The sequence below is a fragment of the Cellulomonas sp. URHB0016 genome, assembly GCF_054057935.1.
Map to the genome: position 1 here is coordinate 2619738 of NZ_JBSRZU010000001.1, position 25083 is coordinate 2644820.

The window sequence follows — 25083 nt, forward strand, 5'->3', positions numbered from 1 at the left end:
CCGGGCGGCCCGCTGAGCCGCTCGGGACCGGCGTGGCAACGGCGAGTCGGGGACAGGCCGGGCGGCCTCTCGGGGAGTGTCGGACCCCTCGGCTACGGTCCGGGGCATGCGGATGCTGCACACGTCGGACTGGCACCTGGGCCGGTCGCTGCACGGGGTCGACCTGCTCGACCACCAGGCGGCGTACCTGGACCACCTGGTCGATGTGGTGCGCGCCGAGTCCGTCGGCGTCGTCGTGGTCGCCGGGGACGTCTACGACCGCGCCATCCCGCCGGTCGAGGCCGTCACCCTGCTCTCCGACGTGCTCGCGCGGCTGACCGAGCACGCCACGGTCGTCGTCACGTCGGGCAACCACGACTCGGCGACCCGCCTGGGCTTCGGGTCCGCGCTGATGCGGGACCGGGTGCGCCTGCGGACGTGTGTCGCGGACCTCGCCCAGCCGGTGGTGCTGCCCGACGACGAGGGCGACGTCCTCGTCTACGGCGTGCCGTACCTCGACCCGGACTTCGCGCGGGCGTCCCTCGCGGACGCGGGCGCCCCGCCGCTGGCGCGGTCCCACGAGGCGGTCACGGCTGCGGCGATGCGCCGGATCCGGGCGGACGTGGCCGGTCGGCCCGGCGGGTCACGCACCGTCGTCGCCGCGCACGCCTTCGTCGTCGGGGGGCTCGCGAGCGAGTCGGAGCGGGACATCCGGGTGGGCGGCGTCGACCACGTGCCCGCCGGGGTGTTCGCCGGAGTGGACTACGTGGCGCTCGGGCACCTGCACGGGCCGCAGCGCGTGGGCGGGTCGGACGGGACCGTGCTGCGCTACAGCGGGTCGCCGCTCGCGTACTCCTTCTCCGAGCAGCAGCACGCCAAGTCGACCGTGCTCGTCGACCTGTCCGGGACCGGTGAGGTGGCCGTGGAGCTCGTCCCCGCGCCCGTGCCGCGCCGGCTGGCCGACGTAACGGGTCTGCTCGACGACCTGCTGGGGGCTCCCGGCGAGGCGCACGTCGACGACTGGGTCCGCGTCACCGTGACCGACGCGCACCGGCCGCAGGACCTCGTGCGCCGGGTCCGGCACCGGTTCCCGCACGCCCTCGTGGTGCAGCACCGTGCCGCCGACGGTGGGCCGCGGGCGAGCCGCGCCACCGAGGTCACGTCGGCGCACGACCCGGTGGACGTCGCCGCCGGCTTCGTGCACCACGTCACCGGCTCGGCGCCCCTGGCCGACGAGCTCGCCGTCCTGCGCCGTGCGTACGAGCAGGTCGCCGACGTGGAACGGAGCGCCTGATGCAGATCCGCTCGCTCACCCTGCAGGCGATCGGGCCGTTCGCCGCCAGCCACACCATCGACTTCGACGAGCTCGGCGCCTCAGGACTGTTCCTGCTCGAGGGGCCGACCGGCTCCGGCAAGTCGACCCTCATCGACGCGATCGTCTTCGCGCTGTACGGCAAGGTCGCCTCCAGCGACGCGAGCGACGACCGCCTGCGGTCGGCCTTCGCGCCGGACCACGTGGAGAGCGTCGTCGACCTGGTGTTCGAGGTGTCGTCGGGGCTGTACCGCGTCCGCCGGACACCCGCGTTCCAGCGCGCCAAGAAGCGTGGCAGCGGCACGACCACGGCGCAGGCCACCGTGAAGGCGTGGCGGCTGCCCGCCGACGCCGCCGTGCACGCCGGGCCGGCCGCGCTCGACGCCGTCGGTGTCCCGCTCGGCAACCGGCTCGACGAGGTCGGTGCCGAGCTCCAGCGGGCCGTCGGGCTCGACCGGACGCAGTTCGTGCAGACCGTCGTGCTGCCCCAGGGCGAGTTCGCGCGCTTCCTGCGGTCCGACCCGGACAAGGAGCGCCGGGTCCTGCTGCAGAAGATCTTCGGCACCGAGGTGTACGAGCGCCTGCAGGTGCGGCTGGCAGAGATGCGGGCCCAGTCGGCGCAGGCGGTCAAGGACGCGCGCGGGTCGCTCGACGAGGCGGTCGCGCACCTCGTCGGCGCGGCCCGGCTCGACGTGACCGAGGGCGACGAGCTGCGGGCCGCCGTCGACGAGGCGTCGCGACAGGGTCGTGCCGCGGAGTCGCTCGCGGCCGACGTGGCCCACGCGGTCGGCCGTCACGCGGAGCGCCTGGCGGCCCTCGCCACCTCCGGCAGGACGGTGGCCGCCGCGGCCGAGCAGGCGCGCCGGACAGCCCGGACGGCGCTCGAGACCGCGACCGCGACGGCGGCGTTGCTCGAGCGGCGGGACCGGCTCCGCGCGGAGCGGGCTGCGCTCGTGGCGCAGGAGGACGTCCAGGCCGAGGCGGTCGCACGGCTGACGGCGGGTCGTGCCGCCAGGTCGGTCCGTCCGCTGCTCGTGGCTTCTGATGCGGCCGAGGTCGCGGCCGCGGGCGCGCGGAAGGCCCTGTCGGCGGCGCTCGACGTCGCACCTGCGGACCTGGTCGAGCCCGCTGACCGTTTGGTGGGCGCAGAGTCGGGGTCCGGTACGGCCGGCTCGGGGTCCGGTACGGCGAGGTCGGGCGACTCGCCCGGGTCTCGTGGATGGTGGCCCGACGTGGCCGGCCTTCGTGTCCGGCTCCAGGACGCCCACAGGCAGGCGGTCGCCGACGCCGCGGTGCTGGTCCGCGTGGTCGAGGTCGAGGAAGGGCTCGAGGACCGCCGCCGCGCGCTGCGTGCCGGGCTCGACGAGCTCGACGACCTGGCGGCCGAGCTGGCCGCGCACGACGTGTGGCTCGCCGGTCGACCTGCCGAGCGTGAGGCGCTCGTGGCCCGGCTCGACGCTGCTCGGGCCGCTGCGGCGCGGCTCGGAGAACACGAGGCCGCGTTGCGGGTCGCCGAGGACCAGCTGGACGCCGTGCGAGCGCTCGGGGCGGCCCACAAGTCCCTGGCCGTCGCGGAGCGTGGGCGCACGGACGCCGCTCGGGTGGCAGCGCTCGCGGTCGAGCACGAGCGGGACCTGCGGCAGGCGCGGATCGCCGGGCTCGCGGGCGAGCTGGCGGCGTCGCTGACCGGCGGACAGGCCTGCCCGGTGTGCGGCGGCGTCGAGCACCCCGACAAGGCGGTGCTGTCGGCCGACCACGTGTCGGGGGCGCAGGTCGAGGACGCCGAGCGGGCGAGGGCGGCCGCGGAGTCGGCGCTGAGCGCCGCGCGCTCGCAGGTGGACGTGCTCACCGAGCGGATGGCGGGACTGGCCTCGCAGGTGGCTGCTGCGACCGAGGAGTCCGCGACGCTCGCAGTCACGTCGGCCACCGGGCTCCTGGACGAGTGCCGCGCGCACGTCACGGCCGTGGCGCGCCTTGCACCGGAGCTGGACGGCTTCGACGAGGCGACCCGGAGCCGCGAGCACGCCCGGGCGCTCGTGGAGCAGGACCGTGCGTCGCGGGCGGCGACGCTCGACGCCGAGCGCGCACTGCTCAGCACTGCCGAGACGGAGGTGATCGCGGCGCGCGCCGACCATCCCACGGTCGCCGCCCGGCATGCGGCGCTCGAGGAGCGGGTCGAGGTCACCGCCGACCTGCTCACGGCGCTGGCCGACCGGGAAGCGGCCGACGAGGAGGCTGCTCGGCGGCACGACGAGCTCGTGACCGGCCTGGCCGAGGCCGGCTTCGCGTCGGCTGACGCCGCCCGTGACGCCCTGGTCCCCGCCGAGGTGCTCACCGACCTCGACCGTCTCGTCACCGCGTACCGCTCGGCGGCCGACCGGACCGCGGCGGCCCTGGCCGAACCCGAGCTCGCGGTCCTCACCGAGCACGCCACCGTGGACCTCGACGGCGCACGTGCGGCCGAGCGCGACGCCGCGGCCGTCGCCGACGGCGCAGCGCGGGCGGCGTCGCTCGCCGCTGACCGCGCCACCGCAGCCGACCGGGCCGGGGCCACCGTGCGGTCCACCGCCGAGACGCTGGCCCGGCGCCTGCGCGACGCCGCCCCGGTCACCCGCATGGCCGGGCTCGCGGCGGGGGCGGGCGGGGACAACGGCACGGGGCTCTCGCTCGCCACGTTCGTGCTGATGCGGCGGTTCGAGGACGTGGTCGCGGCCGCGAACGACCGGCTGCTCGTCATGTCCGACGGCCGCTACGAGCTCGAACGGTCCGACGAGAAGGAGGACGTCCGCTCCCGGAACACCGGGCTCGCGATGCGGGTCCTGGACCACCACACCGAGCAGTCACGCGACCCGCGCACCTTGTCCGGCGGTGAGACGTTCTACGTGTCGCTGTGTCTCGCGCTCGGCATGGCCGATGTCGTGACTGCCGAGGCGGGGGGAGTCGACCTCGGCACGCTGTTCGTCGACGAGGGCTTCGGGTCGCTCGACCCGCACACGCTCGACCAGGTGCTCGCCGAGCTCGGGCGGCTCCGCGCGGGCGGCCGGATGGTCGGGGTCGTCAGCCATGTCGAGGCGCTCAAGCAGTCGATCGCCGACCGCGTCGAGGTCCGTCCGACCCCCCAGGGTCCGAGCACCCTCGTCGTCCGTGCCGGCTGACCACGCTCGTGCCAGGCGCGCCTGGGCCAGTCGCGCCGGTGCCAGCCGGGCCCGTGCCGGCCGGGCCCGTGCGAGCTGCGCTGTTGCCGGCCGCCCTCGTGGCGGGCGAGCTCGTGCCAGCCGGACTCACCACGTCCAGCCGCGGGACGCGAGCTCGACCTCCTCGCGGAAGCGCTCGGCCGGGTCTCCCTTGGGCCGGGCCTCGACCTCGACGCCCGCGAGGTGGCAGGCCTCCGCGAGCAGGTCGTCGTACGCGAGCTGGGACGCGATGATCCGTTCCGCCCGGGCGAACGTCCGTGGTTCCAGCTCCAGGGCACGGACGTGGTCCGCCACGGCGCCGAGCCGCTCCTGCACGCGCAGGGTGGCGAACGGGTCGTACACAGGTGCCTTCTGGCGGCGCAGCCGGCTCGCCCACTGCTCCAGCCGCGTCGCGAGCGCGACCCGCCACCGGGGCGGATCGTCGACGCTCGGGAACAGCGCCCACAGCGCGCTGAACACGAGCGCTGGGGTGAAGAGCACAACCAGGAGAAGTAGCGACGCCATCGTGCGGTCCCTCGTTCGAGCGCGTGGCTCCAGGCTAGGTCGGGGGTGTGACGCGCGCCACAAAATAGGGTCTCGGTCGGGTTGCACCTCCCATCCGCCGCGTGCCACTCGGGTCCGGTCGCAGGTTCTCGGCTCCCTGCGCACGCGTCCTGCGCCGACACCGGCCGACCGATGACCGCACCGAAGGGGCCGGGCCGTCGTGGGCCGGCGTCGTGCTACCCCGGACGGTGGGGTCGGGGCACGGCGCTCGTGGTCGCGCTGCTCGCCGTCATCGGGTTGGCCACCGGGTGTCAGGAGCTCGTCGTCCCACCGTCGGACGCGGCCGGTGCTGGAAACCTCGCCCCCGCCACGACTCCCGAGGTCACGGTGGCCGGTGACGCCGCGGCGGCCGTCGCCGCCACGGCTGCGGGCGCGAGCCCCGCGTCGGCGCTGGGGTCCCTGGCGCTGCTGCCCGTCAAGGGCCGGGCGCCCAAGACCGGGTACACGCGGGACCAGTTCGGCCCGCCGTGGCAGGACCTCGACCGCAACGGCTGCGACACCCGGAACGACGTGCTGCGGCGCGACCTGACGGGTGCGGTCCTCAAGCCCGGCACGCACGACTGCGTGGTCCTGGCCGGCGTGCTGGCAGATCCCTACTCGGGGAGGTCGATCGCGTTCGTGCGCGGTCAGGACACCTCGTCGGCCGTGCAGATCGACCACGTGGTGGCGTTGTCCGACGCCTGGCAGAAGGGTGCGCAGCAGTGGGACGCCGGCCGCCGCGCGGCTCTCGGCAACGACCCGCTCAACCTCCTCGCCGCCGACGGCCCGCTCAACGCGCAGAAGGGCGACGGGGACGCGGCGACCTGGCTCCCGCCAAACAAGGCGTTCAGGTGCGCGTACGTCGCCCGGCAGGTCGCCGTGAAGTACGCCTACGGCTTGTGGGTCACCGCCGCGGAGCGGGACGCGATGGTCTCGGTCCTGTCGACCTGTCCGGACGAGCCGCTGCCGCCCGGTTCAACGGTCCCGCCCGGTTCTACGGTCCCACCCGGCTCGACGGTCCCACCCGGCTCGACGGTCCCGTCGCCAGTTCCGCCGGCCTCCCCGGCCCCGGGCGTCCCCGCTCCGACCGCCCAGGCCACCCCGGTGCCTGATCCGCCCGCACCTCCGGCGGTCGTCTTCGCCGACTGCGCGCAGGCCTGGGCGGCCGGCGCCGCCCCGGTGCACGTCGGGGACCCCGGATACGCGGCCCACCTGGACGGCAACGGCGACGGCATCGGATGTGAGGACCGTCCGTGAGCCCTACGGTGGGGCCCGTGACTCCGACGCAGGCAGCGCGACCGTGAGTGCCCGTGGCCCGATGATCGGGCTGATCGTCCTGGTCGTGCTCGGTGCCGGGGTGGTGGTCGCCGACCGTGTCGCCGCCGCCGAGGCGGAGAACCGTGCGGTCGAGACGATCGACCTGAACCTCGACGGCGTGCAGGGGACCCCGGACGTGACGATCGGCGGGTTCCCGTTCCTGACCCAGCTGCTGCGGGGGTCGCTCGAGGAGGTCAGCGGTCACGTCGACGGCATGACGCTCGAGGGGATCGACGCGGTGGACGTCCAGGTCGAGGCGCAGGACGTGTCGACGACCGAGCCGTACACCGTCGGGTCCGGCTCGATCGCGGCGACGCTGCCGACCGCGTCGATCGAGCAGGTGGTCGCGGACCGGACGGACCTCGACGTGCAGGTGGCCGTCGAGGGCGACGCGCTGACGGCGTCGGGTCAGGTGTTGGGGCTGAAGCTCTCGGCGACGCTCACGCCGCGCGTCGAGGACGGTCGGCTGCTCGTCGACGTGGGCGGGCTGCGTCTCGCGGGGCTGACGATCACGGTCGACGACCTGCCGTCGAGCGTCCGTAGCAGGCTCACGGACCTGGAGGTCCCGGTCAGCGGCCTGCCGGAGGGTCTGGTGCTCAGCAAGGCGACGGTGGTGGCGGACGGGGTGCGGATCACGGCCATCGGAACGGACGTGACTTTGCCCGTGGCGGCCGACGCCGGTCGGTAGGGTTCCTCCCCACCGCGCCGCACGGACGGCGGGTGCCGACCGACGAAGGACGCCCCGTGGACTGGTTGACCGACGCCTGGCACGACGTGACGACCGCACAGCCCGTGCCGTCGACGACGGTCGTGCTCCTCACCGCCGCGGGTGTGCTCGTGTGCCTCTCCGTCCCGGTGCTCTGGCACCTCACCCGGCACGGCCTGACGATCGTGCACGAGGCGTCGCACGCCGGTGTCGCGGTGCTGGTGGGGCGGCGACTGTCCGGCATCCGCGTGCACTCGGACACCTCCGGGCTGACGGTGTCGGTCGGGAAGCCGCGCGGGCCGGGGATGGTCGCGACGGCTGCTGCGGGCTACCTCGGGCCGGCCGTCCTCGGTGTGGGGGCCGCCTGGCTGTTGTCGCACGGGTATGCGGTGGCGCTGCTGTGGCTGCTGCTCGTGGTCGTCGCGCTCGTGCTGGTGCAGATCCGCAACTGGTACGGCCTGTGGTCGGTGCTGGTCAGCGCCGCCGTCGTGCTGGCTGTGACTGTGTGGGGGTCGTCGGCGGTGCAGTCGACGTTCGCGTACGCGGTGACCTGGTTCTTCCTGCTCGGGGCGCCGCGGGCCGTGCTCGAGATGCAGGCGCAGCGCCGCCGCCGCCGCGGAGCCGCCGACACGTCGGACGCCGGTCTGCTCGCCCGCCTCACGCACCTGCCTGCGCTGTTCTGGGTGGGGGTCCTGCTGCTCCTCTGTGTCGGTGCGCTGGCGGTGGGCACTGTGTGGCTGGTGGGGCTCCAGGTCGGCTGAGGCTCACCGCGCCACCGCGCAGCCGTCGATCGCACCGCGAAGAGCCTCCTGCTCCGCGCCGGTCACCCACAGCCCGTAGGCCGCCTTCACCCGGACCTGCCGCAGGGCGTAGACGCACCGGTAGCCCGGGTCGGGCGGAAGCCAGCCGGCGGCGTCCGCGGCGCCCTTGTCCTGGTTGGCGGGGCCGTCGACGGCCAGCAGGTTCGCCGGGTCGTTGGCGAACGCCTCCCGGCGCGTGGCGCTCCACTGCCGGGCGCCGCTCCGCCATGCGGCGTCGAGCGCCACGACGTGGTCGATCTGCACGGCCGCCGAGCCGGGGCCGCGCACGAACGGGATCGTGGCGCCCGTGTACGGGTCGTCGAGCGTGCCCCGCAGCACCACGCAGCCGCGCGTCGTCGGGTCCACCACCACGGCGGTGAGGTCGCGACGGAGCACGTCGTTGCGGGTGTCGCAGCCGTTGTGGTCGACGTCCGCCCAGGCGGTGCCGAAACGGGAGCGGTCGTAGCCGGCGTCCGGCGCGAGGGGACGGACGTCGAGCGTCCCGAGCGCTACCGCACCGTCGGCCACGTCCCGGGCGTCGACCGGGTACCGGGCGGCGGCCCGGCTCCGGGACCACACGGGAGCGCCAAGGCCGACCACCAGGCACCCGACGAGCAGCACGGCCCAGCCGGTCGCTGCACGGCGTGCCGGCCCGTGGCCCGCTCCGTCGTCCGTCCGGCGTGCCGGCCCGTGGCGCGCTCCATCGTCCGTCCAAGGACTGCCGACCACCAGAGCTCCTCCCTTCTCGCGGGTCGATGCGACGAGACACCGAGCTGCGACGAGACCTGCGACGAGGCACCGACCTGCGACGAGGCACCGACCTGCGACGGGACACCGACCTGCGACGGGACACCGACCTGCGACGAGACACGGAGCGATGCCGAGACACCGGGCGACACGGCGCCGCCCCGTGACCCGCTCCCGGCCGCCCCGCGACTCTTGCCCATCGGCCGCCCGGCAACCTCACGCCGACCCGGCACCTGCGCGTACGAACCCCTGCCGTCGAGGCTGTGGTCGCCTCACCGCTTGACTTCGAGCGCGCTCCAACCCCGAGGCTCGACGCATGAGCATCCCCACCCGCACCCTCGGCAGCGCCGCGCACGGCACGGCACTCGACGTCTCCGCCCTCGGCCTCGGCTGCATGGGCATGTCCGCCTTCTACGGCGCCCGCTCCGACGAGGGCACGGCCGACGAGCAGGAGTCCATCGCGACCCTGCACCGGGCCGTGGACCTCGGCGTCACCTTCTTCGACACGGCCGAGATGTACGGCCCCCACACCAACGAGCGCCTCGTCGGCAAGGCCCTGCGGGGACGGCGCGACGAGGTGGTCCTCGCGACCAAGTTCGGCATCACCCGCGACTCCGCCGACCCGACACGGACCTTCGTCGACGGCAGCCCCGAGAACGTCCGGTCATCGGTGGACGGCAGCCTGCAGCGGCTCGGCGTGGACCACATCGACCTCTATCTACCAGCACCGGATGGACCCGAAGGTTCCCGTCGAGGAGACGGTCGGGGCGCTCGCGGAGCTGGTCGCGGCGGGCAAGATCCGGCACTACGGGCTGTCGGAGGCGTCCGCGGACACGATCCGGCGCGCGCACGCGGTGCACCCGGTGACGGCGTTGCAGACCGAGTACTCGCTGTTCACCCGCCACATCGAGGCGACGATCCTGCCCACCCTGCGCGAGCTCGGTATCGGGCTGGTGCCCTACTCGCCGCTGGGCCGCGGGTTCCTCACGGGCGCGATCGCGTCGACCGACGACCTGGCGGCGGACGACTGGCGTCGCACCCTCCCGCGGTTCACGGGCGACGCGGCGGAGGCCAACCTGCGCCTCGTCGACCGGATCCGGACCCTCGCGGCCGACCGGGGGGTCACCGCCGCGCAGCTCGCTCTCGCCTGGGTGCTGGCACAGGGCGACGACGTCGTGCCGATCCCGGGGACGCGCCGCGTGCACCGCCTCGAGGAGAACGTCGTCGCGGCGAGCCTGGTCCTGACGCCCGACGACCTCGCCGCGCTGGCGGACGCCGTCCCCGCGGGCGCGGCGGAAGGCGACCGGTACCTCGACATGAGCCTCGTGCAGTCGTGACGGGTGGCGAGACGGTGTTGACGGCGGGCGTGCCCGGCGAGCCATCATCGGGACCATGAGCCTCGCGATCGCGGACACCAGCCTCACGATCGCCGAGGCGGCGGAGGTCACCGGCCTCACCACCCACACGCTGCGCTACTACGAGCGTGACGGGCTGATGCTGGCCGTCGACCGGGCGCCGTCGGGCCACCGCCGGTACACCGAGCAGGACCTCGGCTGGATCCGGATGGTCTCGCGCCTGCGGGGTACGGGCATGCCCATCCGTGAGGTGCGCGCGTACGCGGACCTCGTCCGGGCCGGCGACGGCAACGAGGAGGCCCGGCTCGCGCTGCTGCGCGCGCACCGCGACCGGGTCCGGCGGCAGCTCGCCGAGGTCGCCTCGCACCTCGACGCGATCGACCTCAAGATCGCCCTCTACGAGGAGCGGGCACAGAGCTGCACTGCCTGAGCGCTCGCGCCACGCACCGTCGGGGCGTGGCCGCCCGCCACGTACCGTCGGGGGCGTGACCGTCGTTCCCCGATCCCGTGCCGTCCTGGCGGCCGTCGCTGCCGCGGTCGTCGCGGCAGGGCTGGCCGTGGCCACGCTGGGTGCCGGGCTCTGGGCCGACCCGGCGGGGGACGCGCTGTACGCGGTGCTGGTGTACGTGCTCGTGCTCGTGGTGGCGCCCCGGCTCGCGCCGTGGGCGGCCGCCGCGGTGGCCACCGTGCTCTGCGTGGGCGTCGAGCTGCTGCAGCTCACGGGCGTCCCGGCGGCGCTCGTCGACCGGCTTCCGGCCCTGCGGTACGTGACGGGCACGACGTTCAACGCCGTGGACCTCGTCGTCTACGCGGTCGCGGCCGCCCTCGCGGCGCTCGTCGACCGCGTGGCCCGGCGTCCGGGGACGGTCCGGCCCCGCGGTGACGACGCGGGCGCCGTTGACCCGGCCGCCACCGGCCGGCACGCCGGCTGACCTCGGTCCGACGGCCCGGCTGGCCCGCCGGACCGGGGCCCGACGTGCCCGGCGCCCCTGTGACCGGCATGCTCGGACCGGGAACGAGCCTCGGGGGGTCCGATGTCGTCCAGCGTGTTCCGCCGCAAGTCCGTGGAGGACTCGCTCGCGTCCGTCGACGAGGCCGAGCGGTCACTGACCCGCACCCTGTCCGCGTGGGACCTGGCGGTGCTGGGGGTCGCGGTCGCGGTCGGCGCCGGCATCTTCTCGGTGGGCGCCACGGCCGCCGCGAACTACGCGGGACCGGCCGTGATCCTGTCGTTCGTCATCGCCTCGGTCGTGTGCGGCCTGGCGATCATGTGCTACGCCGAGTTCGCGTCCACCCTGCCGGTCGCGGGCTCGGCGTACACGTTCTCCTACGCGACGATGGGCGAGCTGGTCGCGTGGGTCATCGGGTGGGACCTCATCCTCGAGATGCTGCTCGCGTCGGCCGTCATCGCGAAGTTCTGGGGCGTGTACCTGTCCGACGCGTTCGGGCTGTTCGGCGTCGACATCGCCACCACCGTGCACGTCGGCCCCGTGGACGTCGAGTGGGGGCCGGTGGTGATCGTCGCCGTCTTCACCACCCTGCTGGTGGTCGGCACCAAGCTCAGCGCCGAGGTGAACAGCGTGTTCACCATCCTCAAGGTCGCCATCACGGTGTTCGTGATCGTGGCGGGCTTCTTCTACGTCGACAAGGCCAACTACACGCCGTTCGTCCCCCCGTCGCAGCCGGCGCCGCCGGGGACGACCGCCCTGGACCAGCCGCTGTTCGCGTTCCTGTCCGGCCTGGAGCCCAGCACCTACGGCGTGATCGGCATCCTGTCCGGGGCGTCGCTGGTGTTCTTCGCGTTCATCGGGTTCGACGTGGTCGCGACCACCGCGGAGGAGGCGCGCGACCCGCAGCGGACCATCCCGCGCGGCATCCTGGGCGGCCTCGCCGTCGTCACGGTGCTCTACATCCTCGTGACGATCGTGGTCACCGGGATGGTGTCGTACCAGGACCTCGCGGCGTCCGACTCGCCGTCGCTGGCCACGGCGTTCGTGCTGGTGGGAGCCGACTGGGCGGGGAAGATCATCAGCGTCGGGATCCTCGTGGGGCTCACGTCCGTGCTCATGGTGCTGCTGCTCGGCCTGACCCGGGTGGTGTTCGCGATGTCCCGCGACGGGCTCCTGCCGCGCGGCCTGTCCCGCACGTCGCCCCGGTTCCACACCCCGGTGCGGCTGCAGATCGGCGCGGGCGTCGTGGTGGCGCTCATCGCCGGCCTGTCGAGGGTGGAGCTCCTCGAGGAGATGATCAACATCGGGACGCTGTCGGCGTTCGTGCTGGTCAGCTTCGGGATCCCGCTGCTGCGCCGGAGCCACCCGGAGCTGCCTCGGGGGTTCCGGGTGCCGTGGTCGCCGTGGCTTCCCGTCCTCGCCGGGACCGCCTGCCTGTGGCTGATGCTCAACCTCACCACGCTGACCTGGCTGCGGTTCGCGGCGTGGCTCGTGGTGGGCGGCGTCATCTACGCGACGTACTCCTACCGGCACAGCTTGGCCAGGCGGGCCGCCGACTGACAGGGTGTGCCCATGGACCCGTCGTACTCGCTCGCCGTGCGCCTGGCCTGCGAGTTCATCGGCACGGCGATCCTGCTCATCCTCGGCAACGGGACCGTCGCGAACGTCCATCTCAAAGGCTCGAAGGGCTTCGGCGGCGGCTGGTCGCTCATCGCCATGGGGTACGGGTTCGGTGTGATGATCCCGGCCGTCATGTTCGGCGGCATCAGCGGCAACCAGATCAACCCGGCGTTCACGATCGGGCTCGCGGCGTGGGGGCTGTTCCCGTGGTCGGAGGTCGCGCCGTACATCGCGGCGCAGATGCTCGGCGCGATGGCCGGGCAGCTCGCGATCGTCGCGACCCACAAGCCGTACTACGACCTGACGACGAACCCCGACGACATCCTGGCGACGTTCTCCACGGTCAACGCCGCCCGGTCGAGGCTCAACGGCTTCCTCAACGAGCTGCTCGGGTCCGTGGTCCTGTTCTCCTGCGCGCTCGGGATCGTGCACTCGCCGCTCACCGCGACGGAGCCCGGGCTGGCGCACGTGACGATCGGGTTCCTGGTGTGGGGGCTCGTCGCCGGGCTCGGCGGCCCGACGGGCCCCGCGCTCAACCCCGCCCGCGACCTCGGACCGCGCATCGTGCACTCGCTGATCCCGCTGCGCCACAAGGGCCCGTCGGACTGGCGCTACTCGTGGGTCCCGGTGGTGGCGCCGATCCTCGGCGGGCTCGTCGGTGTGGGCGGCTGGAAGCTGCTGCTCGGCTGAGGCTCAGCCCTCGTCGGGGTCGAACGGCTCCAGCACGAACACGGGGATCAGGCGGTCCGTCTTCGTCTGGTAGTCGGCGTAGGCGGGCCAGGTCTCCAGGGACCGTTCCCACCACGTCGCCCGTTCGTCACCGTCGAGCTCCCGAGCCCGGTAGTCCTTCTTCACGGCGCCGTCCTGCAGCTCCACGTGCGGGTGCGCGACGAGGTTGTGGTACCAGCTCGGATGCTCGGGTGCCCCGCCCTTCGACGCGACGACGGCGTAGCGCCCGTCGTGCTCGACCCGCATGAGGGCCGTCTTGCGGAGCTTGCCGCTGCGGGCGCCCACCGTGGTCAGGACGATGACGGGCTTCCCGTTCAGGGTGTTGGCCTCGCGGCCGTCGGACCGCTCGTAGGTCTCCGCCTGCGTGCGGGCCCAGGCCTGCGTGCTGGGTTCGTACTCACCGGTGAGGGGCATGTCGGTGGCAACTGTCCGCTGCGGACCGGCATTCCCGCCGCGGTCGCTCACCGGTGTCGCACGAGCCGGGCTCGAAGCGGTCATCCACAGGAGGCTCAAAGCGGGGACACAGGTTCATGGTCGCGGCTAACCTCCATCGACCCCCGTACGCAAAAGCCCCGAAGGACCTCGCCGCATGAAGCTCAACCCGCCCCCGAACTGGCCCACCCCCGCCGACGGCTGGCCCACCGACCCGTCCTGGACCCCGGACCCGACGCTGCCCGAGCCGCCCCCGGGCTGGCAGCTGTGGGTCGACGACGACGCCCCGGTCGCCGGTGAGGCCACGGAGGCGCGCCGCAACCACCGTCAGGCCGTCGGCACGTTCTGGTTCGGCATCGCCCTGTTCCTCGGCGGTGCGATCTCGACGATCATCGCGTCCGGCGCCAACGGCGGGATCATCTGGTACGGCGGCATGATCTTCGGCACCGTCCTGCTGTTCCGGGCCTTCGCCGCGTACCGGTCGTCGCGCAAGGAGGGCGCGCCCGCGCTCACGCTGCTCGGCAAGGCTGCGACCGCCGTGGGCGTCATCGCCTGCCTCGCCGTCGGGGCCACGGCCGTGTCGTCGCTGGTGAAGGCGGAGTCGATCCCGGAGGGCGCCGGCTCCTGCTGGACCGTCGGCGACGACGAGGAGGCGGTGGCCGTCTCCTGCGACGACGACCACGAGTACAAGGCGCTCACCGAGGTCGCGACCCCGGACCTGTGCCCGGAGGAGTCGGCCTCCTACCTCGAGGGCGAGGACGACACCAGCGTCCTGTGCATCGTCGAGGAGTGACACACCTCGGACGGGCCCGGCCCGCGGGCCCGTCCACGTCTGCGCGCCGCACACCGACCGGTGTGCGGCGCGCAGGACGGCCGCCTACCCTGGTCGTCGGGGGTGAGCGACGATGCACGCTGAGGTCGGTGACAAGGTCGTCATGCACGGCCGGACGGTCGGGACCGTGACCCGCTCGGGCACGGTGCTCGAGGCGCGTGGACGGGACGGCGAGCCGCCGTACGTCGTCCGGTTCGACGACGGCCACGAGGCCCTCGTGTTCCCGGGGCCGGACGTCCATGTGGAGCATCCCGCGGCATCCTGACCCCGCCGCTCGGGCCCGGTCACGGGACGGCGGCCTGCGGCCTGCGGCCTGCCCGGTCACGGGACAGCGGGCTCCGGCCTGCCCGTGCGCGGCATCGACGCCGCGGCGAGGAGGGTGCCGACCGCGACCACGGCCACCGCGACGAACGCCGCGGTCACGGCCTGCTGGAACAGGTCGGGCGCCTGCGTGGCGTCGAGCCCGTGCATGCGGCCGTTGACGAGGGCGCCGAGGGCCGCGACGCCGACCGCGCTGCCCATCGACCGGGCGAACAGGTTGGCCCCGGTGACGACGCCGCGCTCGCTCCACCCCACGCTGGCCTGGGCGGCGATGAGGCTCGGCGTGGCGACGAGGCCGAGGCCCGCCCCGATGACGAAGCAGCACGACCCGACCACCCACAGCGAGGGGCGGTCGGACGTGAGGGCGAGCACGACCGCGGCCACGACCACCACGGACGAGCCGATGAGGGCCGTCGCCCGGAACCCGAGGCGCAGGTACAGCCGGCCGGACTGCGACGCGCTGATCGGCCAGCCGATCGTCAGGGTGGCGAGCGTGAGCCCGGAGACCAGCGGCGTCACGCCCAGCAGCGCCTCCAGGTAGCTCGGGACGTACGACGTCAGGCCCAGCAGGACCGCGCCGACCCCGACGCCCACGAGCGCGGTGGACCGCAGCAGCGGCCGGGAGAACACCCACAGCGGGAGCACGGGCTCGTCGGCGCGCCGCTCGACGAGCACGAACCCGACCAGCAGCACCACCGCGACGGTGAGCGACGCGAACGACGGGACGGACGTCCACGCCCACGCGTTGCCACCTTCGAGCAGCCCGAGGATCAGGAGGCTGAGCCCGGCGGTCAGCAGGGCGCCGCCCGTCCAGTCGATGCGGTGCCGGGTGCGCTCGACCGTCTCGTGCAGGTACCGGACCAGCAGCCACGCCGCCGCGACGCACAGCGGGATGTTGACGAAGAAGATCCACCGCCACGACAGGTACTCGGAGAACACGCCGCCGAGGGTCGGCCCGACGACGGACGAGACCCCCCACACGCTCGCGATGTACCCCTGGGCCTTCGCCCGCTCGGCCACCGTGTAGATGTCCCCGGCGATCGTCACCGCCATCGGCTGCACCGCCCCGGCGCCGAGCCCCTGCACCGCCCGGAACGCGATGAGCGCCGGCATGCTCCACGCGATCCCGCACAGCACCGACCCGACGAGGAACAGCCCGACGCCGACGAGGATCACCGGCTTGCGGCCGACCGTGTCCGCGACCTTGGAGTAGATCGGGACGGACACGGCCTGGGTGAGCAGGTAGACGGAGAACAGCCACGGGAAGCTGCTGAACCCGCCCAGGTCCCGGACGATCGTCGGCACGGCCGTGGCCAGGATCGTCGCGTCGATCGCCACGAGACCCGTGGTCGTCATGATCGCGATCAGGATCGGCCCGCGGTCCGAGCGGAAGCGGACGCTCGCGCGCGTCGCAGGGCTGGTGGGGCTCACGGTGTCCTCCAAGTCGATGCACCGTGCAGGCATTCCCTCCGACCGTAGGCTGACCGACGTGGACGGGCAGCGCGAGTACCGGATGACCGGGTTCCTCGTGCGGGAGCACCGCGTGGCCGTGCCCGTGGACTGGTCGGCCCCGGAGCGGTTCGGGTCGATCGACGTGTTCGTCCGCGAGCTCGTCGACCCGGCCCGCGCCTCCGAGGACCTGCCGCTCCTGCTGTTCCTGCAGGGCGGCCCCGGCGGCCAGGGTCCCCGGCCGCTCGGCGGCGGATGGGTGGCGAAGGCGCTGGAGAAGCACCGGCTGGTGCTGCTCGACCAGCGGGGGACCGGCCGCTCGTCGCCCGTCGACGGGCGCGCGATCGGGTCGTTCGACGACGCGCAGGTGGCCGCGGACTACCTCGCGTGCTTCCGGGCCGACGCGATCGTCGCCGACGCCGAGCACGTCCGCGCCACCCTCTACGGCGGACGGACGTGGGCGACGCTCGGCCAGTCGTACGGAGGCTTCCTCACCCTGACCTACCTGTCCCGGCACCCCGAGGCACTGACCGCCTGCTACGTGACGGGCGGCCTGCCCGGCGTCACGGCCGACGCGGAGACGGTCTACCGGCACACGTTCCGCCGGCAGGGCGCCCGCAACGCCGAGCTCGCCCGCCGTCACCCTGCCGACGTCGCCGCTCTCGGCGCGCTCGCGGACCGGCTGGCGGCCGGCGGAGTGGCGCTGCCCGACGGTGACCCGTTCACCCCGGAGCGGCTGCAGACCCTCGGCATGGGGCTCGGCATGAGCACGGGCATCGACGAGGTGCACTGGCTGCTCGACACCGCGCTCGACGCGTCGGGGGAGCCGTCGTCCGGCTTCCTCGCGAGCGTCGCGCACCTGACGTCCTTCGACACGAACCCGCTGTACGCGGTGCTGCAGGAGGTCATCTACCACCAGGGCGAGCGGGCCGGTGGCTGGGCGGCGCAGGCGGAGCTCGAGCGGTGGTCGTGGTTCTCGTCGTCCGCGCGGCCCCTGCTGCTGACCGGCGAGGCGATGTTCCCGTGGATGTACGAGCAGCACACCGCCCTGCGCCCGTTCCGCGACGCCGCGCACCTGCTCGCCGAGCGCCGCTGGTGGCCCGACCTGTACGACCTGGAACGGCTGGCGGCCAACGAGGTGCCCGTGGCGGCGGTGCAGTACTACGACGACCCGTACGTGGACCTGGATCTCGCGCTCGCGACCGCCGACGCCGTGGGGAACACCCAGGTGTGGATCACCAACGAGTACCTGCACGACGGGCTGCGCGTGGCCGGGGACGTGATCCTGCCGCGGCTGCTCGACCTGGCCGCGGGGCGGTGGACGGTCACCGGGCGGTAGCGGTCGCCGGCGTGCAGATCTGCGGTGCGCCACGGACCGCGAAGAGCAGTCAAGGGACGACTGCCGCCACGGGGACGGCCCTCGCCGGCATTCCCTACGGAGGGTCCATGTGCATGTGAGACGACGACGGGCCAGGTCGCGACGGGCGATGACCGTCGTCGGTCGGTGTCCGGTAGGGGAACGCCGAACGGACGAGCCGCAAGGTGCATCTCTTTCAGCAGTCCGCGAAAGAGACCCTGACCGCCGAGGCCGACTGCGCGTGTGGCCGGAGTCGGGAGCCGGCCCCCTCACACACCGGTCGGATAGATCTCAGCTGAGCGCACGATAATCGCCACCTCTTTGCCAACCACGTACAGCGGGGGCTCTCCCACGGTCTCGATGAGCACGACTGAACCCGCGACATGCAGTGTGAGGACCCCGTCCTGATCTAGGTCCTCGACAACGCCCCGCAGCAGCAGCTCGTCCTCTGCGGGCTCTTGGGCATCCGCGCCCTCACCTGTCACAACGATCTGGCGCCAGTCGACCTCACCGGGCACTTCAAGCTCAACGTCAACGTCCCTCGTGCCAGGCGGGAGGGTTCCGCCCCGCCAAGCAGCCGCGCCGGCGACCCCACCGCCAGCCGCGGCAACGACGACGAAGGCGCTACCACCCCTCACGGACCAAGCAAGGTCTAGCCGCATCACCATGCCCCCTTCGGGAAAGGAACCCGCACCAGGACGTTGTCGACGGACCAAGTGTTCGAGCCGGAGTCGAACTTCCAGGTCTCCTCATGGAAGTGGAACTTGGTAGGCGAACTCCCCATCTCGTGCGGCCCGAACCGAACGCTTCGCAGGCCATCCGCGGAGACGATCCTGTCAGGGTCTGGCAGGCCCGTTCGCGGATGGATGTTCGTGGTCGGACCTTCGCCGAGGAACTCATCCCAGCGCGGCACCGCTTCGCTCGGCTTCAGCGCTTGAGCAGCCGTTCGCTCCGTGGCGACGACCGTCGCTTCGGCTCTAGTGCGCGCGACCGTGGTCACGAGTCGGGCGCCGACGGCAGCCGTGGCGGCCGAAAGTTTCGCGTTCACCGCCACCTTGACGGCTGTGACAGCGGTGGCGAGTCTGGGGGCTTTGGAGGCGGCCCATGCTGCTGCTCTGGCGCCGCCAGCTCCGATCGGGACGAAGCTGGCGGCGGTGCCGCCGTATCCGCCCCAGGTGTAGAAGTCGGAGCAGTGGTCGGCCACGTCGTCCATCTCTCCGTTGAGCCCGTAGTTGATCAGCCTGCGGATCTCACGGGTGCCCCCGAAGGTGACGGCGTCGCCGAACCCGGCCGCCCAGTTGCTGGTGTCGTCGAGCCAGTCCAGGCCAAGGGGGTCGGTGTACTGCAGGGGGTTGCCGGCGGTGTATCCGTAGGGGTCGGCGGTGGTCTGCAGCAGGGGGTCGACGGTGAGGAACTGGGCGGTGGTGGGGTCGTAGTAGCGGCCGCGAAGGTAGAGGTTCTGACCCGCGGTGGACTCAACCTGCGGTCTATCGCTCGATCAGGCCATCACCCGTCGCCAATATCGACGACGGCGGGGTCGCCCCCGGGCGCTCGAGTCGGCACACCACCCACTGTCGCGATCACCCCGCGACGCCACCGAGACAGCCCGTAGCACCCTCGTCATCACCGACACATAACCCTGAAGAAACAGCGACACCTATCGCTAGAAGTCACATCTACGAGGTGCGCCGCCTGGTCCACCGAAAACGATCGATTTCGGAGGGCTACTACTGGTTCGATCCCCAGCGGTCGCCGATCAGCGAAGGGCCCCGCGCAGCGGGTCACCGACAACCGTGCGAAGCGCGGGCCATACGAAACCCGTCGGCCACTGTCCGGCCACCTCGCCCCTTTCCGGCCACTGGTGTCGGCCACTCCACCCGGGCGTGTCGCCTGGCTGGCGCTGCGTGGCCGGCGGCGATCGTTTCCGACTCGGAGGACATCGGCTGGCGATCCACGGCCCGATGGCCGTGTTCATAAGTCGCCGCCGACGAGGTCGAGCGCAAGCAGGGCTTCGGCGACGGTCGCGGAGACGACGATGGTCAGGGACCTGTTCGGCAGTGCGGTGACCGCACGCCCAGCGAGTTTGGCGTCCGAGAAGCGCGTGAGGATGGGCAGGCCGCTGGGTCCAATGGTGGAGAGTGGCCGCCACCCGCTCGTCGGCGTCGACGGCGATGTAGCGGGTGACGACGCCCGCCGGAACGTGCGGGTGGGGCAAGATGACGCTGACGAGCTCGACGTCGGGGTGCGGGTCCTGGCGAAAATCGGCGACGGCCGCCCGATCGTCGGGCGTGGCCTGCGGTGAGCGCGCGACGTCGATCCGGTCCACGCGCGGGCGATCTTGTCCGCGGCCCAGGTCTGGGCGTACCTGTCGCATCCGTCGGAAGGGCACCGTCCTAGAAGGACACCTGACGGGTCGGCGATGCCCCGCGGGATGGGGCCGCATTGGTTGGGTGTGTGTGCGCTAGCGTTCGCGTGCTTGTTGTGCGGGAGTCGAAGGGGGACGTGGTGTTGCAGCGATCGAGCAGGTCCGGAACGGCGACCGCGTCCGTGGCACTCGTCGGTGTCGCGCTGCTGTCCGCCGGGGCGATCGCCGGCCTCACCTTCGGCCCTGAACCGGCGCCTTCGATCTTGGGGTCGCATCCCGGGCGGTCCTTCATTGCCGTGTCGAGCGAGTCCTTCGACGACGCGCGCCAGGTGTCGGTGACCGCGGAGCAGACCACGGGTACGCCGCTCATGTTGCGTGATGTGGGCGTGGTGACGCGCACCAGCTGCAGCGCTGGTGCGCAGTTCGTCTCGGGAACGAGCCCGGTGCGGGTCGATGACCGACCGGTCCTGGCGCTGGCGACACCCGAGCCGTTGTGGCGTGACCTCGGGCCGGGGGTCAAGGGCGGTGACGTCGCGGCGTTGCAGACCGAGCTGAACCGCCTTGGCTACCCGGTCAACGCCACCGGTTCGTACGGGTCCAGCACGACGAGTGCAGTCAAGGATCTGCAGCGGCGCGCCGGTGCCAGCGCTCCGACAGGGGCCCTGACGTTGTCGTCCGTCCTGTGGCTTCCGGCGGCACAGGTCACGATCGACGGCTGCGAAGTTGGCGTCGCCCAGTCCGTCGAGAGTGGCAAGTTCGCGACCACGGTGGGTGGGGTCACCGCACTGTCCGTCGCCGAGGACGTCTCCGGGTTCGTCGCGGGGGATCGTGTCATGCGTTCCAACGGTGCCCAGACCGCGGTCGGCGCGGACGGTCGCATCACCGATGCGACGTTCCTGGCCGCGTTCACTGCGTCCGCCGAGTGGCAGTTCGCGCAGTCCAAGGACAGCTCAGACTCGGGTGGCGCACCGGTGAAACTCGAGTACGCCCTGGCCACTCCGATCGACGCGGTCGTGGTGCCGCCGGCTGCGCTGTACGACCTGTCGGGGGACCGCGGGTGCCTGGCGGGACAGGACGGTCCGGTCGCGGTGAAGGTCGTCACCTCCGCGCTGGGCAAGAGCCTGGTCGTCGTCGACGGGCGGGCTTCGAGCAAGGTCCAGATCCCGCCCGACGACACCACACCGTGCGTATGACCTCGATCAGTCCGGTCGTTCGTGCCCGCGGGTTGTCCCACGCGTTCCCGGCCTCCGCGCGGCTGTTTACCGGCGTTGACCTCGAGCTGACGCAAGGGGAGATCGTCGCGCTGGTCGGACCTTCGGGGTCCGGCAAGTCCACGCTTCTGTCGATTCTGGCCGGGTGGCTGCCCCCCACCGAGGGCAGCGTGGAGCGCGTCGGCGTCGGCCACATCGGGTGGGTCTTCCAGAACCCGCACGGAGCGCCGCGCCGCAGCGCGCTCGATCACGTCGTGCTGCCCCTCTTAGCCAGGGGTATGAGTCGGCGCGACGCAGTCGCGCAGGCCGTCGACATCTTGGCGCGGTTCGACCTGACCGCCGTCGCTCCCCGACAGTTCCGGGCCTTGTCCGGCGGTGAGGCGCAACGTCTCATGCTGGCTCGCGCGGTCGCGACAGCCTCGGGCCTGCTGCTCGTCGACGAGCCGACCGCCCAGCTCGATCTGCACACGGCGGCGACCGTGAACCATGTCCTGCGCTCGCTCGCGCAGCACGACACCATCGTCGTCGTCGCGACGCACGACGCTCACACCCGTGAGGCATGCACGCGGGTTGTTGACCTCGCCGAGTATCAAAGCCCCACGTCAGACGCGCGAGTGGTGTCGTGAGGCCCACGGCGATCGTCTCGGAGGCCTGGGCGAACCTGCGCACCGGCACCACCCGCGCCGCCACTCTCGCCGCAGTGCTGATCCTCACCGCGGGAACCCTCGCAGTGCTTGATGCTCGCGCGATGGTCGGCGTACTCAGCGCCGCCGAGCAGTTCCGGTCTGCGGGCGGCGCCACCTGGATCCTGGAAGACAAGGGCAACGTCGACGGGCCTCATTGCGATGCGCTGAACGGCGCCGACGGGATGCGCGTCGGTGCGCTGCGCGAGGGCGACCCGACGCGGGCACTGGCACTGCCCGCATCGCAGCTGACCACCTGGGAAGCCAGTCCCGGCCTCCTGGGAGCCGCGCTCGGGCGCGACGTGCCTACCGACCCGGGAGTGTGGGTCTCAGCGGACCTGGCTGAGGCTCTTGGTCTCGCGCCTGGTGACGTGCTCGCAACGAGCTCTGGCGACGCTCTCGTCGCGGGGACGTACTCGTGGCCTGAGGATGGTCGCGCCCGCACGCTGGGGTACTCCCTGGTAGTGCCGGTCGCGGCCACCGGTAACTTCGATGCCTGCTGGGCTGCCACGTGGCCGCCCAGCCAGGACAGCGCCAGCTTGCTGTACTCGGCAGCCGGTTCGAAGGCCGATGCTCAGCCGACGCTGACACAGCTCAACCCCAGCAGCGGCACGTCGTACGACCCTCGCTCCGCGATGGCGTCACGCCTCACACGCTGGACACCGGCAGCCGCCGCAGTTATCGGCCTCGTCGTGGGCCTGGCCGGCGTGCGAGCCCGACGCCTGCAGATCGCGTCCGCGCTCCACGCGCGCGTCGCTCGCCCACATCTGGCATGGCAGCACCTGCTCGAGGCGACTTGCTGGGTCGGCGCAGCCACGCTCGTCGCGGGCGCCGCAAGTGCATGGGCAGCCGCCGCGGGGAACCCCGACCCCTCCGCTGCCGTCTACCTGACTGCGCTGCGCACCGTCGGCGCGGGCGCAGCGGGCGCGATTGCGGGCACACTAGCCGCCGTCTCAACGGCCAGAGAACGCGACTTGTTTCGATACTTTAGAGACCGATAAGTCCGTTTGACGCCGCCGAGGCGCGACGCTACAAGTCACATCCCGCAACGACCATGTCATTTCCACAACAACTCGGGAGTTTGTGTAATGCAACGACGCATTTTTGCTGGACTTCTTGCGGCTGTTGTCGCCACAGGTACGGCCGTCGTGGCAGCGCCGGTCGCGAACGCATACGAGGCGACGCTCCCCGGGGGATCGGCCAGCTGCACGTACACCCCGTCGTCGGGCGCGACGACGGCCTCGGTCACGAACACGAGCTGCTACCGGGTCAAGGCCCAGATCCGCTGGATCCGACCGGACGGCTCGACCATGACTGCGGAGAGCTCGTGGCTGCACCCGGTCGCCACAATCACGGCCAGCACGACGATGGTGACCAGGCGTGCGGGCCGAGCGCAGATCAACATCAACGGCAATCCTTCGCCAACTGACTTCGTCGCGTTCTAGTGCGAAGAGCGTCCACTCTCACCGCGCTGGGCGCCAGCTTGGCCCTCACTCTGTCGGCGTGCACGTCCTCGTCTGACCACAGCGATGTGCCTGCGGACGTACCTCCCGCCTGGAAGATCGAGATCGACAACTACCTCACGCGCGACCTGACGCACTTCGAGCGTGACGCCCTGAGCGACTACAAGATCTCCGACCAGGAGGTCAGCCAAGCGGAAGACCTGTTCCGTGAGTGCGCTCATGACGTCGATCCCGACTACGTCGTGACGTTCGGCGCCGATGGCTCGACTCAGGTCGGACCGAAGGAGGGGCAGCCGAACGCGTTCGAGGGCGATGCCGAGTTCGAGCATCAGGACAAGATCCTGGCGTGCGAGCAGGGCACCACCGCGATCGTGTTCTCGGTCCGCCAAGGCATGGCGACCAACCCTGAGAACCTGGGATTCGCCGAGCTCGTGCGGCGTTGCTTCAAGGCCCGCAATGTTCCCGACGGGGCAGAGCTCTCCGACGCCGATTTCGCCGAGATGGTGCTGCCCCCGGACGGGGAAAGCATCTACGAACCGTCGACACCTGACGGGAAATCGTGCATGTCCGATCCGTTCAACACTGACGCAAAGAACCCGTAACCCGACCACCCAACAACGAGAGCGAGCGTACATGATGCACAAATCCCGACGCCTTGGCCTTGCGGCCCTACTAGCCGCCGGTCTGGCTGTCGCTGCCGCACCCACCGCGAACGCGGAAACCTCAAGCCGGCCCATCGACGGCGTAACGTGCACCTGGCGGGCCGGCACGCAGACGGCAATCACGGCGCAGGTGATCAACGTGAGCTGCTACAAGGTCCAGGCGGCGATCCGGTACATGGACGCGAGCGGCAACTACTACACGAGCGTGAGCGCCTGGGGACCGACCGTCACAGCGACCGCCAGCACAACCATGGTCGTGAACCGATGGGGCCACGGTGAGTTCCTTATCGGCAACACCGTCAAGAGTGATCCGGAGCTCAAGCCGATCTGACCGGCCCGCTCTCCGGGACTGATGCATCCACATGAGGGATCCCCGCCCAACGGCGGGGATCCCTCATGTGGATGCTGACTCGGCGCAACTGCGGCGCTGAACAGCACCTCCTCCCCTTCGAGAGAGGTCTTTGGCACCGGGCTGTTGCTGCACGCCGAGGTCGACCAGCAGCCGCTCGGTGCCGACCAGTGAGCGAGCCGGTCGACGAGGAGCCCGACGTCGCAGAGTTCCGCGAGGCCGTTGCTGGGCAGCTGTGGGTACCCCGTACCTGGTCGAGCCGACCGAGGTCGGGTTCGACGTGCGCGTCGAACCTGTCCGAGGCGCACTGGCTCGGGGTGCTCACGAACGGCCAGGGCCACAGGGCCATCGAGAACCACGTCGTCCTGGACCCGGTGACCCGCACGATGCAGATCACCGACGACCACGTCGAGGTGCGCAGGTCCGTCGGCGGTCCGTCCGCCGGTGGGCTGGAGGTCAGCCGCACCGTCGGGCGCGTCTGGGAGGTCTCGCACCAGAAGACGTGGCGGCGCGGCGCCGACGGGAAGCCGGAGGTCGTCTCCGAGCGCCGGTTCACGACCGCCGAGGCGCACGAGCTCATCCGCGGGGTCGCCACGGAGCTGGGCTGGACGGAGAAGGCCGAGAGCTACCGGCTGATCGCGCTCCTCGCAGCGGGTGTCGGCGCCGCCGCCATGTTCGTCGCCGCGCTGCTCCTCTTGTTCGGGCGGTCCTGACCGATCCGCGTGCCT

Annotated in this window: 26 protein-coding genes and 2 pseudogenes; 21 read left to right on the plus strand and 7 right to left on the minus strand. The window is 72.2% G+C overall.

Annotation, left to right across the window (positions count from 1 at the left end; genetic code table 11):
* Positions 1-106: 106 nt before the first annotated feature.
* Together ACVW07_RS12015 and ACVW07_RS12020 are read left to right on the plus strand one after the other, a co-directional pair.
* Positions 107-1273, plus strand: a complete 1167-nt coding sequence (locus ACVW07_RS12015; RefSeq protein WP_456819474.1) for an exonuclease SbcCD subunit D — start codon at positions 107-109, stop codon at positions 1271-1273.
* Entirely contained in the window at positions 1273-4446 is a 3174-nt protein-coding gene (locus ACVW07_RS12020; RefSeq protein ID WP_456819475.1) for an AAA family ATPase, read from the plus strand. The genes ACVW07_RS12015 and ACVW07_RS12020 overlap by 1 nt, the downstream gene beginning before the upstream one ends.
* 126 nt (positions 4447-4572) lie before the next feature.
* On the opposite strand, the gene ACVW07_RS12025 is transcribed toward ACVW07_RS12020, so the two are convergent.
* On the minus strand, positions 4573-4989 hold the full coding sequence (locus ACVW07_RS12025; RefSeq protein WP_456819476.1) for a hypothetical protein: 417 nt from the start codon (positions 4987-4989) through the stop codon (positions 4573-4575).
* 171 nt (positions 4990-5160) lie between these two features.
* Between ACVW07_RS12025 and ACVW07_RS12030 the strand changes: the two genes are divergently transcribed.
* From ACVW07_RS12030 to ACVW07_RS12040, 3 genes are all read left to right on the plus strand, one after another.
* On the plus strand, positions 5161-6264 hold the full coding sequence (locus ACVW07_RS12030; protein WP_456819477.1) for a GmrSD restriction endonuclease domain-containing protein: 1104 nt from the start codon (positions 5161-5163) through the stop codon (positions 6262-6264).
* A gap of 61 nt (positions 6265-6325) precedes the next feature.
* Positions 6326-7012, plus strand: coding sequence for an LmeA family phospholipid-binding protein (locus tag ACVW07_RS12035; protein WP_456819478.1), 687 nt, complete (start codon positions 6326-6328; stop codon positions 7010-7012).
* Between the two features lie 56 nt (positions 7013-7068).
* A complete protein-coding gene (locus ACVW07_RS12040) occupies positions 7069-7791 on the plus strand; it encodes a M50 family metallopeptidase (protein ID WP_456819479.1) in 723 nt (240 codons plus the stop codon).
* A gap of 3 nt (positions 7792-7794) precedes the next feature.
* On the opposite strand, the gene ACVW07_RS12045 is transcribed toward ACVW07_RS12040, so the two are convergent.
* Positions 7795-8559, minus strand: a complete 765-nt coding sequence (locus tag ACVW07_RS12045; RefSeq protein WP_456819480.1) for an HNH endonuclease family protein — start codon at positions 8557-8559, stop codon at positions 7795-7797.
* 340 nt (positions 8560-8899) lie between these two features.
* Here ACVW07_RS12045 and ACVW07_RS12050 point away from each other — a divergent pair.
* The 5 genes and pseudogenes from ACVW07_RS12050 to ACVW07_RS12070 all read left to right on the plus strand — a co-directional run bounded on the left by ACVW07_RS12050 (position 8900) and on the right by ACVW07_RS12070 (position 13192).
* A pseudogene (locus ACVW07_RS12050) lies at positions 8900-9914 on the plus strand (aldo/keto reductase).
* Positions 9915-9969: 55 nt separating this feature from the next.
* The gene (locus ACVW07_RS12055) at positions 9970-10362 is read left to right on the plus strand and encodes a MerR family transcriptional regulator (protein WP_456819481.1); all 393 of its coding nucleotides are present in this window, start codon (positions 9970-9972) and stop codon (positions 10360-10362) included.
* A 55-nt stretch (positions 10363-10417) separates the two neighbouring features.
* Positions 10418-10864 (plus strand): DUF2809 domain-containing protein, encoded by a 447-nt coding sequence (locus tag ACVW07_RS12060; protein WP_456819482.1) that lies wholly within the window; start codon positions 10418-10420, stop codon positions 10862-10864.
* Between the two features lie 102 nt (positions 10865-10966).
* Positions 10967-12442: an amino acid permease gene (locus tag ACVW07_RS12065; RefSeq protein ID WP_456819483.1), complete on the plus strand. Its 1476-nt coding sequence runs from the start codon at positions 10967-10969 to the stop codon at positions 12440-12442.
* A gap of 12 nt (positions 12443-12454) precedes the next feature.
* Entirely contained in the window at positions 12455-13192 is a 738-nt protein-coding gene (locus ACVW07_RS12070; protein ID WP_456819484.1) for an MIP/aquaporin family protein, read from the plus strand.
* A 3-nt stretch (positions 13193-13195) separates the two neighbouring features.
* On the opposite strand, the gene ACVW07_RS12075 is transcribed toward ACVW07_RS12070, so the two are convergent.
* Positions 13196-13645, minus strand: a complete 450-nt coding sequence (locus ACVW07_RS12075) for a nitroreductase family deazaflavin-dependent oxidoreductase (protein WP_456819485.1) — start codon at positions 13643-13645, stop codon at positions 13196-13198.
* A gap of 175 nt (positions 13646-13820) precedes the next feature.
* Between ACVW07_RS12075 and ACVW07_RS12080 the strand changes: the two genes are divergently transcribed.
* Together ACVW07_RS12080 and ACVW07_RS12085 are read left to right on the plus strand one after the other, a co-directional pair.
* Complete coding sequence (locus ACVW07_RS12080) at positions 13821-14456, plus strand: hypothetical protein (protein ID WP_456819486.1); 636 nt, start codon at positions 13821-13823, stop codon at positions 14454-14456.
* A 112-nt stretch (positions 14457-14568) separates the two neighbouring features.
* A complete protein-coding gene (locus ACVW07_RS12085; protein WP_456819487.1) occupies positions 14569-14760 on the plus strand; it encodes a DUF1918 domain-containing protein in 192 nt (63 codons plus the stop codon).
* Positions 14761-14816: 56 nt separating this feature from the next.
* Here ACVW07_RS12085 and ACVW07_RS12090 read toward each other — a convergent pair whose 3' ends face one another.
* Positions 14817-16280 (minus strand): MDR family MFS transporter, encoded by a 1464-nt coding sequence (locus ACVW07_RS12090; protein WP_456819488.1) that lies wholly within the window; start codon positions 16278-16280, stop codon positions 14817-14819.
* A 49-nt stretch (positions 16281-16329) separates the two neighbouring features.
* Here ACVW07_RS12090 and ACVW07_RS12095 point away from each other — a divergent pair, with 49 nt between their 5' ends.
* A complete protein-coding gene (locus ACVW07_RS12095; protein WP_456821074.1) occupies positions 16330-17604 on the plus strand; it encodes an alpha/beta fold hydrolase in 1275 nt (424 codons plus the stop codon).
* Positions 17605-17891: 287 nt separating this feature from the next.
* On the opposite strand, the gene ACVW07_RS12100 is transcribed toward ACVW07_RS12095, so the two are convergent.
* The 3 genes and pseudogenes from ACVW07_RS12100 to ACVW07_RS12110 form a co-directional block, all read right to left on the minus strand.
* The gene (locus ACVW07_RS12100; RefSeq protein ID WP_456819489.1) at positions 17892-18260 is read right to left on the minus strand and encodes a hypothetical protein; all 369 of its coding nucleotides are present in this window, start codon (positions 18258-18260) and stop codon (positions 17892-17894) included.
* 23 nt (positions 18261-18283) lie between these two features.
* Positions 18284-18835 (minus strand): hypothetical protein, encoded by a 552-nt coding sequence (locus tag ACVW07_RS12105; RefSeq protein WP_456819490.1) that lies wholly within the window; start codon positions 18833-18835, stop codon positions 18284-18286.
* Between the two features lie 120 nt (positions 18836-18955).
* Positions 18956-19075 (minus strand): annotated as a pseudogene (locus ACVW07_RS12110) (RHS repeat-associated core domain-containing protein); the annotation flags it as partial.
* Positions 19076-19657: 582 nt separating this feature from the next.
* On the opposite strand from ACVW07_RS12110, the gene ACVW07_RS12115 reads away from it, so the two are divergent.
* From ACVW07_RS12115 to ACVW07_RS12150, 8 genes are all read left to right on the plus strand, one after another.
* Positions 19658-19924 carry a hypothetical protein gene (locus ACVW07_RS12115; protein ID WP_456819491.1) on the plus strand — a complete coding sequence of 89 codons (267 nt, stop codon included), beginning with the start codon at positions 19658-19660 and terminating at the stop codon, positions 19922-19924.
* Positions 19925-20283: 359 nt separating this feature from the next.
* A complete protein-coding gene (locus tag ACVW07_RS12120) occupies positions 20284-21180 on the plus strand; it encodes a peptidoglycan-binding domain-containing protein (RefSeq protein WP_456819492.1) in 897 nt (298 codons plus the stop codon).
* Positions 21177-21824 (plus strand): ABC transporter ATP-binding protein, encoded by a 648-nt coding sequence (locus ACVW07_RS12125; RefSeq protein WP_456819493.1) that lies wholly within the window; start codon positions 21177-21179, stop codon positions 21822-21824. The genes ACVW07_RS12120 and ACVW07_RS12125 overlap by 4 nt, the downstream gene beginning before the upstream one ends.
* Entirely contained in the window at positions 21821-22882 is a 1062-nt protein-coding gene (locus tag ACVW07_RS12130) for a hypothetical protein (protein ID WP_456819494.1), read from the plus strand. Before ACVW07_RS12125 ends, ACVW07_RS12130 begins: the two co-directional genes overlap by 4 nt.
* Positions 22883-23029: 147 nt before the next feature.
* A complete protein-coding gene (locus ACVW07_RS12135; RefSeq protein ID WP_456819495.1) occupies positions 23030-23326 on the plus strand; it encodes a hypothetical protein in 297 nt (98 codons plus the stop codon).
* 86 nt (positions 23327-23412) lie between these two features.
* A complete protein-coding gene (locus ACVW07_RS12140) occupies positions 23413-23946 on the plus strand; it encodes a hypothetical protein (protein WP_456819496.1) in 534 nt (177 codons plus the stop codon).
* Positions 23947-24145: 199 nt separating this feature from the next.
* On the plus strand, positions 24146-24337 hold the full coding sequence (locus ACVW07_RS12145; RefSeq protein ID WP_456819497.1) for a hypothetical protein: 192 nt from the start codon (positions 24146-24148) through the stop codon (positions 24335-24337).
* A 188-nt stretch (positions 24338-24525) separates the two neighbouring features.
* Complete coding sequence (locus ACVW07_RS12150; RefSeq protein ID WP_456819498.1) at positions 24526-25068, plus strand: hypothetical protein; 543 nt, start codon at positions 24526-24528, stop codon at positions 25066-25068.
* Positions 25069-25083: the final 15 nt, after the last annotated feature.